The sequence below is a fragment of the Mycolicibacterium gadium genome (assembly GCF_010728925.1).
GTDB classification, from domain to species: domain Bacteria; phylum Actinomycetota; class Actinomycetes; order Mycobacteriales; family Mycobacteriaceae; genus Mycobacterium; species Mycobacterium gadium.
In genome coordinates this window covers 5782835-5797145 of the sequence record NZ_AP022608.1, presented here as the reverse complement: position 1 = coordinate 5797145, position 14311 = coordinate 5782835, and the positions used below count along the sequence as shown (strand labels likewise).

The 14311-nt window shown below is 64.8% G+C and carries 15 protein-coding genes and 1 pseudogene; 7 read left to right on the top strand and 9 right to left on the bottom strand.

The genetic code is table 11. The annotated features are described in order from the left end of the window. The first annotated feature begins 291 nt into the window (after positions 1–291). The gene (locus G6N36_RS28625) at positions 292–1587 is read left to right on the top strand and encodes an MFS transporter (protein ID WP_163690160.1); all 1296 of its coding nucleotides are present in this window, start codon (positions 292–294) and stop codon (positions 1585–1587) included. Here G6N36_RS28625 and G6N36_RS28620 read toward each other — a convergent pair. Then, positions 1588–2852: pseudogene (locus G6N36_RS28620) on the bottom strand (low temperature requirement protein A). A gap of 106 nt (positions 2853–2958) precedes the next feature. Between G6N36_RS28620 and G6N36_RS28615 the strand changes: the two are divergent. The 3 genes from G6N36_RS28615 (at position 2959) to G6N36_RS28605 (ending at position 4801) form a co-directional block, all read left to right on the top strand. Further along, entirely contained in the window at positions 2959–3459 is a 501-nt protein-coding gene (locus G6N36_RS28615) for an AfsR/SARP family transcriptional regulator (protein WP_163690159.1), read from the top strand. 152 nt (positions 3460–3611) lie between these two features. After that, positions 3612–4034 (top strand): PPOX class F420-dependent oxidoreductase, encoded by a 423-nt coding sequence (locus G6N36_RS28610; RefSeq protein WP_163690158.1) that lies wholly within the window; start codon positions 3612–3614, stop codon positions 4032–4034. Between the two features lie 53 nt (positions 4035–4087). Then, complete coding sequence (locus G6N36_RS28605; protein ID WP_163690157.1) at positions 4088–4801, top strand: IspD/TarI family cytidylyltransferase; 714 nt, start codon at positions 4088–4090, stop codon at positions 4799–4801. Here the strand turns inward: G6N36_RS28605 and G6N36_RS28600 are convergent. The 6 genes from G6N36_RS28600 to G6N36_RS28575 all read right to left on the bottom strand — a co-directional run bounded on the left by G6N36_RS28600 (position 4788) and on the right by G6N36_RS28575 (position 11392). Further along, complete coding sequence (locus G6N36_RS28600) at positions 4788–5483, bottom strand: IspD/TarI family cytidylyltransferase (protein ID WP_163690156.1); 696 nt, start codon at positions 5481–5483, stop codon at positions 4788–4790. The two genes, G6N36_RS28605 and G6N36_RS28600, sit on opposite strands and share 14 nt — an antisense overlap. 13 nt (positions 5484–5496) lie before the next feature. Next, positions 5497–6135 carry a hypothetical protein gene (locus G6N36_RS28595; RefSeq protein WP_163690155.1) on the bottom strand — a complete coding sequence of 213 codons (639 nt, stop codon included), beginning with the start codon at positions 6133–6135 and terminating at the stop codon, positions 5497–5499. Continuing rightward, positions 6132–6968, bottom strand: a complete 837-nt coding sequence (locus tag G6N36_RS28590; RefSeq protein WP_163690154.1) for an Rv1363c family protein — start codon at positions 6966–6968, stop codon at positions 6132–6134. Before G6N36_RS28590 ends, G6N36_RS28595 begins: the two co-directional genes overlap by 4 nt. A 144-nt stretch (positions 6969–7112) precedes the next feature. Next, complete coding sequence (locus tag G6N36_RS28585; protein ID WP_163690153.1) at positions 7113–8573, bottom strand: FadD3 family acyl-CoA ligase; 1461 nt, start codon at positions 8571–8573, stop codon at positions 7113–7115. Next, positions 8570–9760, bottom strand: a complete 1191-nt coding sequence (locus G6N36_RS28580) for an amidohydrolase family protein (protein ID WP_163690152.1) — start codon at positions 9758–9760, stop codon at positions 8570–8572. Before G6N36_RS28580 ends, G6N36_RS28585 begins: the two co-directional genes overlap by 4 nt. Positions 9761–9862: 102 nt before the next feature. Then, positions 9863–11392 carry an AMP-binding protein gene (locus G6N36_RS28575; protein ID WP_163690151.1) on the bottom strand — a complete coding sequence of 510 codons (1530 nt, stop codon included), beginning with the start codon at positions 11390–11392 and terminating at the stop codon, positions 9863–9865. 81 nt (positions 11393–11473) lie between these two features. Here G6N36_RS28575 and G6N36_RS28570 point away from each other — a divergent pair, with 81 nt between their 5' ends. Continuing rightward, on the top strand, positions 11474–12190 hold the full coding sequence (locus G6N36_RS28570; RefSeq protein ID WP_163690150.1) for an enoyl-CoA hydratase/isomerase family protein: 717 nt from the start codon (positions 11474–11476) through the stop codon (positions 12188–12190). Positions 12191–12273: 83 nt separating this feature from the next. Here the strand turns inward: G6N36_RS28570 and G6N36_RS28565 are convergent, their stop codons facing one another. Together G6N36_RS28565 and G6N36_RS28560 are read right to left on the bottom strand one after the other, a co-directional pair. Next, positions 12274–12792 (bottom strand): VOC family protein, encoded by a 519-nt coding sequence (locus tag G6N36_RS28565; RefSeq protein ID WP_163690149.1) that lies wholly within the window; start codon positions 12790–12792, stop codon positions 12274–12276. Further along, positions 12789–13214 (bottom strand): nuclear transport factor 2 family protein, encoded by a 426-nt coding sequence (locus G6N36_RS28560; RefSeq protein ID WP_163690148.1) that lies wholly within the window; start codon positions 13212–13214, stop codon positions 12789–12791. The genes G6N36_RS28565 and G6N36_RS28560 overlap by 4 nt, the downstream gene beginning before the upstream one ends. A 112-nt stretch (positions 13215–13326) precedes the next feature. Between G6N36_RS28560 and G6N36_RS28555 the strand changes: the two genes are divergently transcribed. Both G6N36_RS28555 and G6N36_RS28550 read left to right on the top strand, forming a co-directional pair. Beyond that, on the top strand, positions 13327–13833 hold the full coding sequence (locus G6N36_RS28555; protein WP_163690147.1) for a UCP032817 domain-containing protein: 507 nt from the start codon (positions 13327–13329) through the stop codon (positions 13831–13833). Beyond that, the gene (locus G6N36_RS28550) at positions 13833–14306 is read left to right on the top strand and encodes a Zn-ribbon domain-containing OB-fold protein (protein ID WP_235690200.1); all 474 of its coding nucleotides are present in this window, start codon (positions 13833–13835) and stop codon (positions 14304–14306) included. The genes G6N36_RS28555 and G6N36_RS28550 overlap by 1 nt, the downstream gene beginning before the upstream one ends. Positions 14307–14311: the final 5 nt, after the last annotated feature.

The following is a 14311-nucleotide window of genomic DNA, read 5'->3' as shown; positions in this document are numbered from 1 at the left end:
GACCGCGACGGTTCATCACTCCACTCTAGCGCGCCCATGCAGATTTAGCGAATGGTTAGCTAACAATGAAACGAGCATCCAGCTAATGCCATAGCGGGCTGTTATCTGCATATTTACCGCTGTGGTAATTTTCAGACATATTTGAATACACATCCGTAGCCAACTTTGTCAGGCGAGGTTGGCCGATCGGGTGAGTGATTTCACCGCTGACCGATTGGCTTCCTGAGCTGTCGTTGCGGGAGGATGAATTTGGCAGACATTAAGACAAATCGGCGGTAGTGAGGTTTCGGCGTGCGTCCCTGGATCGTGTGGACCACCGGACTCTTCGCCTATATCGTCGCCGTTCTCGACCGCACCACGCTCGGGGTTTCCGGCCTTGACGCGGCCGACCGATTCACAGCAAGCCCCACCCTCTTGTCAGCGTTTGTGGTGCTGCAGGTCGTCGTTTACGCGGGCGCGCAGGTTCCGGCCGGGCTACTGCTCGATCGGTTCGGTTCCAAAACGCTGATCGTTGCGGGTGCCACCCTGATGGCGTCGGGCCAACTGGCGTTGGCGTTCACCGAATCCCTGCCGGTCGCCATCGGTGCGCGTGCGGTTGTGGGACTGGGTGACGCGTTCACCTTCATCTCGGTACTGCGCCTGGTTCCGCATTGGTTCAGCCCCCGGCAGGTGCCGCTTGTCACGCAGCTGACCGGGATCTGCGGCCAGCTCGGCCAGGTGCTGTCCGCCATCCCGTTCTTCGCCCTGCTCGCCGGCTCGGGCTGGACCACCGCCTACGTCTCGGTGGCCGCACTGGGAGTGCTGTCGATCGTGCTCACCATGCTGCTGGTCCAGGACACTCCCGGGGGCCGCATGGTGGAAGCCGAAGCCACGTCGCTGCGCGAAACGCTGGTCAGCGTGAAAACGGTGTGGCTGCGACCGGGGACCCGGTTGGGCTTCTTCACACATATGGGCACGCAGTTCTCGGTGACGGTGTTTGCACTGATGTGGGGTGTGCCGTATCTGACTGTGGCTCAGGGTCTTTCGGCAACCATCGCAGGCACCCTGCTGACTCTGTCGGTGGTTGCCGCGATCTCCTCCGGCATTCTGGTCGGCATCTTCACCGGACGTCATCCGAACCGCAGGTCGCGGCTGGTGCTGTGCATCATCGCCAGCAACGCCATCGTCTGGTCCGTGGTGTTGGCGCTGCCCGACCGGGCGCCGCTGTGGCTACTGGTGGTGCTCGTGGTGGTCATTTCGGTAGGCGGCCCCGGATCGATGGTCGGGTTCGACTTCGCCCGAACCTTCAATCCGGGGGCTACGCTCGGCACCGCGTCGGGCATGGTCAACATGGGTGGTTTCATCGCGTCGCTGTTGGTCATGCAGTTCATGGGCGTCATCCTCGACGCGGTCGGCGACATCTCGTTCGAGTCGTTTCGGTTGGCGTGGACGGTTCAGTACGCCATCTGGGCGCTTGCGGTGGTGGGCATCCTCATCACCCGCCGCAAGGCACGCGCCGTGATGCGGGCGGAGAACGTGGGCCCACAGCTTGCTACGGGACGGATGCTGATCGAGGGGTTCGAGCCGCACGCCGCGAAACCCCGCTAGCTAGCGGTCGTTTTTCAGCGCCTTGGCGATGTCCGCGGCGGCATGTCGATGGCCGGCAACCTCATAGCCGATCACCGTTACCAGGGGAGCCAGCGTGACGACCAGAAGGCAGTTCGCCATCGAGAAGCCCGCCGCCGCCAACCACACCGCAACCCCGAGCACTGCCGCTGTGATGACCAGAAGCACGAGGTGGAACAACGCAATCTTCCGGACGATCACGAAATAGAGCGTGTAGATCGAAATGACGTACAACCCCACCGGCAGCGCCACGGCCAAGACCGTCTCAACGGAACTCAACTTGGAGTGATGCTCGATGTAATACGCGGCGACATGCAAACCGGCACCCGTCGCCACGATCGCGCCGAACATCACGATCGGCAGGTAGCCGAACCAGAACGACCTCTCGCGGTGCACACGCAACAACTCCGCCTGTGGCACCACGAAGTACGACCACCACATCCCGAACGTCAGCCCGATGCCGGCCACCACCACGAACGCGGCGTCGTACGACCAGCCCTGCGCACTGACCACGGCCGACAGCGACGCCACCGTCCCGACTACACCCTCGCCGAGCGCGATGATCGCCAGCAGGCCGTAGCGTTCGGCGATGTGATGGGCGTGCCATGGGGTGCCCCCGGCGCGGTATTCGGCGATGATCGGCCCCAGCGTCTCCACTCCGATCAGCACCGCCACCATGGCGAACGTCACCGGGATCGACTTGTGCACCAGCGCGCCGGCGATCCAGCCGAACTGCGCCACGGTGACCCACAGCGCGTACGTGAGGCAGGCCGAACGCCGTGCCGGGTCCTGCTTGGCCGCTCGCAACCACTGCCCTACCAACGCGATTCGCATGATCACGTAGCCCGCCACCATCACCCGGCTGTCGACGTACTCACCGTGTTCGATCGAGGCGAACATCGGCGGGAAACCGAGCGCCATGTGATGACGACGCCGACCATCTGCAGCATCGTCATCAGCCGGTAAACCCAGTCGTCGGTGTCGTAGGCAGAGGCGAACCAGCTGAAGTTGATCCAGGCCCAGCACACCGCGAACGTGGCGAGCACGAACCCCAGCAGACCCGCGACGACGTGGTTCTCGGCCAGCATGTGAGCGAACTCGTTGGCGGCGATGCCGAACGCGATGACGAACGTCAGGTCGAACAGCAGCTCGAGCGGCGTAGCGGACCGATGCATTTCATCGGGATCCCGACCGGCCATCCGTCGGACCCGGTGCTGGATCGTGATCGGTTGCTGCTCGTCGCTCATGGCTACATTTCACCGCATCCGTTGGCGGGGCACCGCACGACATCGGTGAGATATGGAGTAGCGCACTACTCACGCCCTGGCGGGTACCGGGATCCACGATCGAAACGTGGACCAGTTCTCAGTGAGCCTGCTCGGCGACTTCGCGGTGTACCACGGAGATCGGCACGTCACGCTGCCTCCGGCCTCTCAACGGCTCGTCGCGCTCGTCGCGATGAAGCGCAAACCTGTGCACCGCCTCTGGGTGTGCGCCAAGCTCTGGCCAAACGTCCATATCCCCAAAGCCGTCGCGAGCCTGCGATCGGCGCTGTGGCGCCTGCGGCCCGTCGGCGCCGCGCCCCTGCTGCTGGTGGATCCGCAATACCTTCAGCTCTCTGAGGACGTCTACGTCGATTTCCACCACTCGGTCGATCTCACCGAGCAGTTGCTCGACGGCGATGCCGACGCACAGCTGATGGCCGACTTGCTTCCGCTGCTTCGAGCGGGCGACCTCCTCGACCGGTGGTTCGAGCAGTGGGTCATCAGCGATCGCGACCACTACCACCTCAAGCGCAAGACGGCGCTGCAGCTGATCGCCGACCGGTGCGCCGCCGAACCGAGGACATCATGAACGCGTTCTGGGTGGTGGGCATCTCGGTCTGCATTCCGCTCGCCGCGGTCGGCCTCTACAGCCTGCAGGCACGCCTGGAGCGGTGGGACCACGACCGGCATGCAGAAGACTGACGGTCGACCGCGGAGCGGGTGCGTCCTACCGTGGAGTGGGTGGATCAACTTTCCGACGACATCGCCGCATTTCTCTCCGAGGGAACCCGCACGGGCATGTTGGGGTACCTGGCCTCCGACGGTCGACCTCTGGTGGCGCCGGTCTGGTTTGTCGTGGACAAGGGCGAGCTGGCCTTCAACACCGGCAAGGACACCGCCAAGGGTCGAGCCATCGCTCGTGATCCGCGGGTCGTGATGTGCGTCGACGACCCGCATCCGCCGTATTCCTTCGTCCAGATCCAAGGCATCGCGCAGATCAGCGAGGATCCCCAGGACCTACTCGACATCGCCACCCGCACCGGTGGCCGCTATATGGGCGCGGATCGGGCAGAGGAGTACGGGCGTCGCAATGGGGTGCCCGGCGAGCTCGTCGTCCGCGTCAGACCGACGAAGGTGCGCCACGCTTTCGACCTCGCGAACTGACCGGGGCACCAGCGCACCGCGATGCGGTTGTCCGCAGTGACAAGATGTGACGCATGAGCGCAAGGCGGGGCCCCGACGCCGTCGCCGTCGTCTTGGCAGCCGGTCTGGGAACCCGGGTCGGCGCCGACGGTAACAAGGCCTACCTGCGGATCGCCGGCCGCTCCATGGTGGCGTGGTCAATCGACACCCTGACACGAGTGCCCGAGATCGCTCGTACCGTGCTGGTGTTCCGGCGCGGAGAGTACGAATTGGCCAGAGATACACTGCAGCGGGAAGTGCCAACGGCCACAGTCGAGTTCGTCGAGGGCGGCGACACCAGGCACGCGTCGGAGTCCAATGTGCTGCGGTACCTGGCAGCCGACATCGACTCCGGGGCGGTCGACGTCGTCATCATCCACGACGCCGCCCGGCCGGTCGCCGGACCGGAATTGTTCGTCACCGCACTGTCGGTCGCCCGCGAGTTCGGTGGCGCCATCCCCGCAATACCGATTGCGGATGTGATTCGCACCAACGGCCATGACGTCGAAGTGATGGGAGGCTCGGCAGCATTGGTGCGCGTCCAGACCCCCCAGGCGTTTCGCGCTGCGACGCTGTTGCAGGCGTATCGCGCGGCCGAACGCGAATCGTTCGAGGGCACCGACACATCGTCGTGTGTCGAGGCATTCTCCGATCTCGAGGTCCGCACCTTCCGCGGCGAGCAACGCAACCTCAAGGTGACCTACGCCGCGGACGTCGCCGTCGCCGAATGCCTTCTCACGCGCCGCTAGGCCGGCTCGCGAGTATCGCCTCGACGAACTCCGCGTCCTCGGGCAGTTCGGCGCGGAACGCATCGGGATCGCCTTCGACGAAGGTGACCGGCACCGCGGCATCGTTGGCCGCCGCGATCTCGTCGAAGTCCTCGGACGCGCCCCGTTCGAGCAGTCCGGCCAACGCGTCGACGGTGAAACCGCGTGGATATTGGACGGCGCGCAACACCGACCGATCGACGGTGGCGGTGATCGACCCACTTCCGTCGACGGCCTTGACGCTGTCGGTCACCGCCAGTGCCGGCATCACGACTGCGCCCCCAGCGCGCATACCTTCGACCACACGGGCGACAAGGTTGGCCGGCGCCAACGGGCTGGCGATGTCGTGGACGAGCACATGGCTCGTCGAGAACGACGCTCGCCGAAGGTATTCCAGCGCCGCACCGAGACAGTCGGCTCGCTGAGCCAACCCACCTACCGGCTCGACACACACATCTGCCAGATCTTCGGACGCAAGAGCGGTGCGCACGTCAGCGGCAAGCGATACCGCGGCGGCGACGATGACGCGGTCAGGCTCGGCCACGGCGCCGAGCATCGATCGGACGATTCGAGCCAGGGGTGGCTGAGTTGCCAGCGGCAGGAACGCGGCCGCCGGGTTGCTCGCGACCGAATCCGGTAGCGGCACAACGACCGAAAGCTCCACGTCGGGTGCGCCGCTAGACCGGATCGAACGCGGAGATCAGCCAACGGTCGTCGACCTTCTGCAGGCCGACCTTGACGCTACTCGCCGCGAACGCGCCGTCCGGATTCTCTTTGCTGGTGGTCGTTTGGTTGATGAACAGCAGCACCGTCGCGGAGTCGGGCTGTATCTCGGAGACCGCGGCCCTGACGACGGCGGCGACGGTTTTGACCTGTTTCTCCTTGGCGGCCGGCGTCACGATCTTTTCGGTGAAATCCGTGTAGTACGAGAGGAAGTCACCGGTCAGATTCGACTTGGCTGTCGCGAAGTCCTTGTCCAGCGTGTCCGGCGAGTACGACAGTAAAGCGATCGTGCCGGTCTTCGCGGCCTCCAGTGCGACGTTCGCCGCGTCCGCGTTGATCTGCTGGTCTACTCGGTATTGGTAGACGTACAGCCAGCCGGCGACCCCCGCGGAGACAACCAGTGCGGCCGCGACGAGAATGGCGCCGATATTGCGGCGGATCATCCCGCGGTCGCGTCGCGCGGGCTCGGCGTCCTCCTCGGGGGATTCCGCGATATCGCCGCTCGATTCCTCTGCGACTTCGCCGGACTCAGTGATCTCAACGGCCTCGCTGCTCTTCTCAGCGGTGGGCACGTCCTTCTCTTCGGCGCTCACGGTACGAACTCGACTTTCGCCATCTTGATCTGACCACTGTCGACCCGCTCGAGGTTCACCGATAGGCGCCACGCACGCGGCTCCTGTTGAGCGCCCGAGGCATTGGTGACCCGCGAGGTGGCCGCAACCAGCGCGACGGCCGAGGTCGGGGTCATCGATTCCACGGCGACGGCGGTGACGGTGACGTCCGTGATCACCTTGGAATCCTGGGCCACCTTGACGAAATCGGCCGCCTGTTCTTCGAAGTCGGTCTTGAACTGGCCGGTCGTATTCTCGATGATGCGCTCGACGTCGGCCTGGGCATTGTTGAAGTCCAACGACATCAGCGTCACGACGCTCTGCCTGCCGGCCGCTTGAAACTCCGCGTCGAGCTGTCGAAGGTCCTCCGCCTTCCGGTGCTCGATGACCATGAGCACGCTGGCGGTGATCAATGCCGCGGTGCAGAGGACCGCGAGTGTCATCGCGACGACCTTGACTATGAGCCCCCACCGGCGGCCCCTCGGCGCGGCTTCGGATTCGTAGTCAGCGACATCGTCGGTCTGCGCCGGGACCGACCCGGCATCGGACGGCGCCTCCGCCGCCGATTCGGCAACGTCGTCGGCGTCCGCCTCCGCTTTGGCTCTGGCCTCGGCTTCCTGCGCTTCGCGGCGCAACCGGATCGCCTTCGCCTTAGCGCGCGCTGCGGCCGCAGCGGCTTCGGCCTCGGCCGCCTCGGCTTCGGCCTCCTCGGCCAGTGTCAGCGCATCGCCGCTAGTGCCGTCCGCCTCCTGTGGCGGTTCCTCGGCGCGATGATCAGTGTCGGTCGCCGACGCACGGCGCCTGAATGACGGCACAGCGACCTCCTTGTCCGTATGTCCCACTACTCACGAGAATGCCATTTTCTTTTATTGCGTATCGCCGCGACGATACCTTCCGCACACAGGCCGGACCAACGCCGCCCTTCCTGCGGAAATGCTATTTACACGCTGTGCACGCGCTCAGCTGTGCAGCTTCTTCAAGTCGTCCTTCACCACCTTGCCGGTGGCGTTCAACGGCAGCTTGTCGAGGAACTCTACATACCGGGGCACCTTGAAACCCGCCATTCGTCCGCGGCTCCACTCGATGACGTCGTCGCTGCTTATCGCTCCCGCGCCGCTCTTCGTCACGATGAACGCCTTGCCCACCTGACCCATCCGCTCGTCCGGCACACCGATCACCGCGGCCTGCGCGATCGCCGGATGCTCGAGCAGAAAGCCCTCGATCTCGGCGGGATAGGCGTTGAATCCGCCGACGATGTACATGTCCTTCTTGCGACCGACGATCCGCAGCCGTCCGGCAGCGTCGAGGGTGCCCAGATCGCCGGTGTGCAGCCACCCGTCGCGATCGATCGCCTCGGCGGTGGCGACGGGGTCATCGAGGTATCCCTGCATGACGTTGTAGCCGCGCACCAAGACCTCGCCGTCGTCGGCGATGCGCACCTCGCCGCCCTCGCACGGAAGACCTGCCGTAGTTGCGACGTCCTCGGGTGAATCCCCCGGCCGTGACAGCGTGACGTTGCCCGCTTCGGTGAGCCCGTAGCCCGTCATCAGCGACTGGAAGGGCAGGTCGTCGCGGATGCGCCTGATGAGTTCGACCGGGATGTCCGCGGCGCCCGTCACTGCGGCCCGCAACGTGGCGAGCTTGGACTTGTCAGCGACCGTGAGCAACGAGTGGTACAGCGTCGGCGGGCCGGGCAGCATCGTAATACGTTCGGCCTCAACGAGTTCCACCACACGATCGAGGTCGAACACCGACAGCGGCACCATAGTCGCGCCGCGCAGGAACGACGCGACCAAACCGGCCTTCAACCCGAAGGTGTGGAAGTACGGGTTGATCATCAGGTAGCGGTCACCTTCACGGAGGTCGGCCAGCGTGGCCCACTCCTCGTAGGCTCGTAGCGTCTGCAGATGATTCATCCTGGCGCCCTTGGGCCTGCCGGTCGTGCCCGACGTGAAGATGATGTCGGAGATGTCGTCTCCGCTGACGTGACGGTGCAGAGGTGAACCGGAGGACAGAAAGCCGGATTTCAGATCGATGGCCGGTACACCGTCGGGCGCGCCGTAGTCCTGGTCCAGGAAGCCCTTCTGCACCATGACCGCCTTGGCTCCACTGCGGACGATGATGTCAGCTGCCTCGTCGGCCTTGAACCGTGTGTTCACCGGGACCAGCACCGCGCCAGCAGTCATGATCCCGAACGCGGCGATCATCCACTCCGCGGAATTGGGCGCCCAGATCGCTATCCGATCGCCCTTGTCGATGCCGAAATCCGCGAAGGCACCTGCCGCGCAACGAATCCGATCGACGACCTCAGTGAAGGTGAGGCGCAGCGGACCGTCGACAACCGCTTCCGCGTCGCCGAACCGGTCCGCCGCGCTCAAGACCATCTCGGGGATGGTCTGAAAAAGCTGCTTACCCGTCACACGGTGACGAGGCGACTGAGGTTGCCGCCCATGATCTTCGCCTGATCCTCCATGGAGAGGTGCTCGAGCGCGGTCACATAGTGGGTCGGCTCCGCGAGCCCTTCCGGGTGCGGCCAGTCCGAGCCGTAGAGCACCTGGTCGACGCCGATCAGGTTGATCAGGTCGTCGATGCCCTCCTCGTAGAACGGGCTGACGAAGATGCGGTTCTTGATCTCCTCGATCGGGTTACCGGGGAAGGCTTCCGGCGCCTTCTTGTAGACCTCGGCCATCGAGTCCAGAAGCGGGAACATCCACTTCGAACCCGCCTCGACGATGCCCACCTTCAGCTTCGGGAACCGGAACAGCGCGCCGTGAATCACCCAGGAGGCCACCGCATCCTGGATCGGACGCCACTCGTTGAGGATGGACATGGCGTTCGTCTGGAACGGCAGCATCTCCTGCGCGGCGCCATCCCACTCCGAGGTGTAGCGGGAGTAACCGCTGTCGCTTGAGTGCATGCCGACGAAGACGTCGTACTCGACGCACTTCTGCCAGAACGGGTCGAACTCGGGCAGAGCGAACGACCGCGGCCCGCGGAAGCCGGGCACCGGCGCCGGGCGGATCAGGATGGCACGAGCACCGCGCTTGACCGCCCAATCCAGCTCCTCGATCGCCTTTTCGACGATGGGCAGCGTGATCACCGGGGTGGTGAAGATGCGGTTCTTGTAGTTGAAGCCCCACACCTCGTGCAGCCACTCGTTGAGCGCGTGGATGATGACGTGGATGGCGACCGGGTCGTCGGACAGGCGCTCCTCGATCAGGCTGGCCAGCGTCGGGAACATCAGCGAGCGGTCCAAGCCCAACTCGTCCATCTTCTCCAGGCGCGGAGCGGGTTCGAAGAACGCCGGAATGGCGCGCATCGGCTCACCGAACAGCTCGCGCTTGCTCTTGCCGTCGGGATTCCCGAACTTGAAGTACTCCTCCCAGGCCCCCGGCTTGGCGACCACGGAGAAGGTGGGATTGGGGATGTAGTTGCTGATCACGCCCTTGAGCGCGATCTTGGTACGCCCATTGATCTCGACGTACTGGACGATGTCCTTGTACTCCTTGGGGAGGTACTTCGTCATCGCCTCGGGCGGCTCGTAGAGATGGTTGTCCGCATCGAACAGCGGAAACGGAATGTCGACCCGGTGCGACAGCTGGCCCATGAAAGACTCCTTATCCTCTGACGAGAATCCTATTCTCCTAGCGCGATGGTAACAAGGTTTTCGCCGCAGTGGTAATGACGTTACCGGCGGGTGGTCTGCCGCTCACGCCTGCAATGACTGCCGGACGCGAAACTTCTGCACCTTGCCACTCGCAGTACGCGGAAAGTCATCCACCCGGTGCAACTCCTCAGGCCACTTCTGTACCGCGACACCCTGCGCCTTGAAGTGCTCGCGCACCTCGTCCAGCGTCGGCATCTCCCGATCGTCGCGAACCCGCAGCACCGCGGCCGCGCGCTCACCCAGGCGGTCATCGGGCACCGCCACCACCACGGCCTCTGCGACCGCCGGCATTCCCAGCAGGACCTCCTCGACCTCCAGCGCGCTGATGTTCTCGCCACCTCGGATGATCACGTCGGCCTTGCGATCGGTGATCGTGAGGTAACCGTCCTCGTCGAGGACACCGACATCACCGGTGCGGTACCAGCCGTCGGCGTCGAACGCGCTCGCTGTCAGCGCCTCGTCGGTGTAGCCGAGGCACAGGTCTGGACCCCGGCTGAAGATCTCGCCGTCGGGGCCGAGCCGGATCTCCACCCCGGGCCGCACGTCGCCGTCGGTGAACAGCCGCTTGTCCTCCGGCGCGCTGCGGCGCGACCCGGTGATCGACGGGTGCTCGGTACTGCCGTAGGAACGGAAGACGAACATTCCGAGATCGGCCAGGCGCCGGGTCACGGCGGCCGGAACCGTCGAGCCGCCCAACCCGACCGTCGTGAAGTGGCGCACGTGGTCCGGCGTGCAGTCCGGATGGTCGAGCACGCTCGTGACGAAGTAAGGCGGCCCGCCGCCGATCGACAATCCGTCGCGCTCGATGAGTTCGAGTACCCGGCCCGGGTCCCACACGTCACAAAGATCGATGGGCGCTCCTTCGAGCACCGGGATGAGAAACGCGCCGAGCATCCCGATGAAGTGCCCCACCGGGGTCGCCGTCAACTGCCTGACGCGGTCGGGCGGGTAGTTCTCGAGAAGCTGACGCGTTTCGAAACTGAGGGTCTGGTGGCTGTGGATGACGCCCTTCGGATTGCTCGTGGTACCCGAGGTGAAGGCGATCAGCGCCGGGCTGGCGGGGTCCGCCGCGATGGTGCCCGGCATGGGCTGGTCGGCAAGAAGGTCGTCGAACGTATCGCCGACCAGCCCGACGATCGGCACATCGGCACAAAGGTCGGCCTGAAATGTCATGCGGCCGAACTCGGCGGTGGTGATGAAAACCTTCGGCCGTGCCGTCGTCATGATGTGACCGAGTTCTTTGCGCCCGTAGAAGTGCACGATCGGCACGACCACCCCACCCAGGAATGTGGCGGCCCAGAACGCCGCAGCGGCCTCCATCCAGTTGGGCAACTGGATGGCGACGACGTCGCCTGCACCCACGCCGCGCGACCGAAGTCCTGCGGCCAGCCTGCGGGCCTGGGTCTCGACGTCACCAAACGTGCCGGCGTACGGGCGCACGGCGGAGTGCACATGAAAGGCAGTCGCAGGATTGGCCGCCAGTCCGCCGGCCACCAGATCCCCGAGTGTTTCCTGTGTCCACCAACCTTCGGCGACGTACCGTTTCGTCAGGTACTCAGGGATTTTTCGCATGTATTCGGCTGCACCTCCGTGTTTGGCCCGATGCTATTCTCCGCTAGAGAGAATGCCAATACCGGGAATGGAGAACGCTAGATGGTCGACCTCGAGCTGGACGACGGGCTGGCGGTCATCACCATCGACCGGCTGCATGCGCGCAACGCCATTTCCCTGGAGACGATGGACCAGCTGGAGAAGGCGCTCGACAGCGCCGACGGTGCACGGGCGCTCGTCATCACCGGCGCCGGTGACCGCGCCTTCGTCTCGGGCGGCGACCTCAAGGAACTCAGCGCACTGCGCACCGAGCTCGACGCCTCGGCGATGGCTTTTCGAATGCGGACCATCTGTGACCGGATCGCCGGCTTTCCCGGGCCGACGATCGCGGCATTGAACGGGCACGCACTGGGTGGGGGGGCCGAGTTCGCGGTGTCTGCGGACATCCGGGTCGCCGCCGACGACATCAAGATCGGATTCAACCAGGTGGCGCTGGAGATCATGCCTGCGTGGGGCGGAGCCGAACGTCTCGTCGCGCTGGTCGGTTACAGCCAGGCGTTGCTGCTGGCGGGCAGCGGCACCATCATCGGTGCATCGGAGGCCGAACGGTTGGGGCTGGTGGACCGCGTCATCCCGCGGGCATCGTTCGACAGCGGCTGGCGTGATCTCGCCCGCGCAATGGCCGGCCGCCCGGCAGGAGAGATCAAGCGCGTCATGAAGGGCGCGACGACCACGGAGGCTGTCGCAGCCTTTGCGCGCCTGTGGGTTTCAGACGAACACTGGTCAGCCGCCGACAAAGTGATGAAGCGCGATAAGTAGATCGTGTTTAGAGCGCGAGCAGACGCGTAGACCCCTAAAAGTAGACCGCCTTGGGGGTCTACGAGTCTGCTCGCCGTCGAACCTTAACCGCCCAGCACCCGGATCGGGTCGCTACCGTCCCAGTCGATCGCGGCATCGCGGACGAATTTACCCATGCCGGAAGTGATTTCGTTGTCTTCCATGATCTCGATGACGGTGGCGGGACTATTCGGCGGCTCGAGATAGGCGAACCGTGTTCCGACGTTCTCGTCTCCGAGCCAGACCACCGGCCAGCCGGCATCACGCACAGATGCCATCGTCGCGTCGAAATCATCCGTCCAGTACGCGAGTTGGTGGTAGCCAGGACCACTGGCCGCGAGAAATTCGGTGTAGATGCTCGGGGTGCTGTCCTCTTGCTGGATCAGCTCGATCTGCATCTCCCCGCTGTTGGCCAGCGCCATCGAGATCGTGACCTCACACGGGTCGCCGCGATAGGACGCTCGTATCGGAATGCCGCGCATGACGAAGAACGGGCCGACACCCAGGTCGATCCACGGGCCGAGCGCTGCATCGAGATCCTCGACGATGTAACCGATCTGCCGGATCGGTCCGGGCAGGATCATGACTGCGGGATCACCGTGACACCGGACTGCACCCGCGCGATGTGCGTGGTCCGGCGCGCGATGCGCCATCCGTCGGGAGTGCGGGCGAGTTCGTCGTCGTAATGGCCAAGGGCCTCAACCCAAGTGGCCGGATCGTCGGGAACCGCCTGCAGATGCGCGAAGACGTAGGACCTGGCCGTGGCGCGATCGCCGTCGACAGTGATCGTGAAGTTGGACAGCCGGTGGTAGGTGGGCCCCATCGAGCTGTGGAGCTGCTCCATCAATCCGCTGATGGCATCGACACCCGAATACCGACCGACCTCGCCATAGTCACAGTCGACATCCTCTGTCCAGCAGGTGCGCAACAACGGCCAGTCCTTGAAATCGATTCCTGTGGCGTAGCGGATCAGAACGTCGGCGATCTGCGCTTTGTCGGCATCCACACGGGCAGGCTAACCCGTCGGGTCTGCGTCGGCCACCACCGCAGCCTCCCCCACCACCGCCCACATCCATGATCGGACGTCACGCCGACCCATCGGCACATAGGGTGATGACGTGCGGCGTTGGCGCGGCGATCCGGTCGATCGCGTGCTGGTTGCGGCGTTGGAACTCGAACTTCCGCCCGCCGTGTTCAAGACGTGTCCGTGGCAGCCTCGGGAGCTCATCGACACCGGCCTGCGGCAATGGTTGAGGTGTTGCGCCGCGGCGCTGCGCGACGATCAGGTCATCGGGATGCCATCTCACGCCGTTGACGAGGCATGGCACGGCCTGATCCTGTGCACCGTCCGGTACGCCGCGTTCTGCGAAAGGGCGTACGGCCGGTTCCTTCATCACCATCCCGAGGGCGGGGCACCCGCGGGCGCCCTCGCCGATTCGGCGGATGAACAACTGCGCAGGACGGTGATCGCCTGGTCGATGGTGGCGCAGCCGGGTGAGCATTGTGTGCTGTGGGACCTCGATCGGTGTGTCGGGGTAGATCAGCCGTGGGGCATGGATCTCGCGACGGTGGCGGCGGTCGAGGCCGACATCTCTCGGGTCATGTCGAGAGGCGGCAACGGCTGATGCGGACATTGTTCTCTCTAGACGAGAACGCCATTTCCGATTATGGTCACTCCGTGTCCACCCAGAAAGCGCTCGCACCGGAGATCTCCACGTGGCCCGACGAGAACCCGCAGCTGATCGGCAGTCGCTGCGGTGCGTGCGGAGCGACGACGTTTCCCATCCAGCAACGCTGCCCGCGGTGCAGCAGCGGCGAGATGTCAGATGTTCATCTACCCCGTCGCGGCACCCTGGTGGCCTGGACAACCCAGGGCTTTCCGCCCGGCGCACCCTACAAGGGTCCTGCGGGCAAGGACTTCGTGCCGTTCGGCGTCGGCCTGGTACAGCTCGATGATGTGATTCGGGTCGAGGGCCGGCTCACCGAAAACGACCCGCAGAAGCTGGAATTCGGCATGGAGGTCGAGCTGACCATGGTGCCGTTCACCACCGACGACGAGGGCAACGAGATCATCACCTTCGCCTTCCAGCCGGTCTAGAGAGG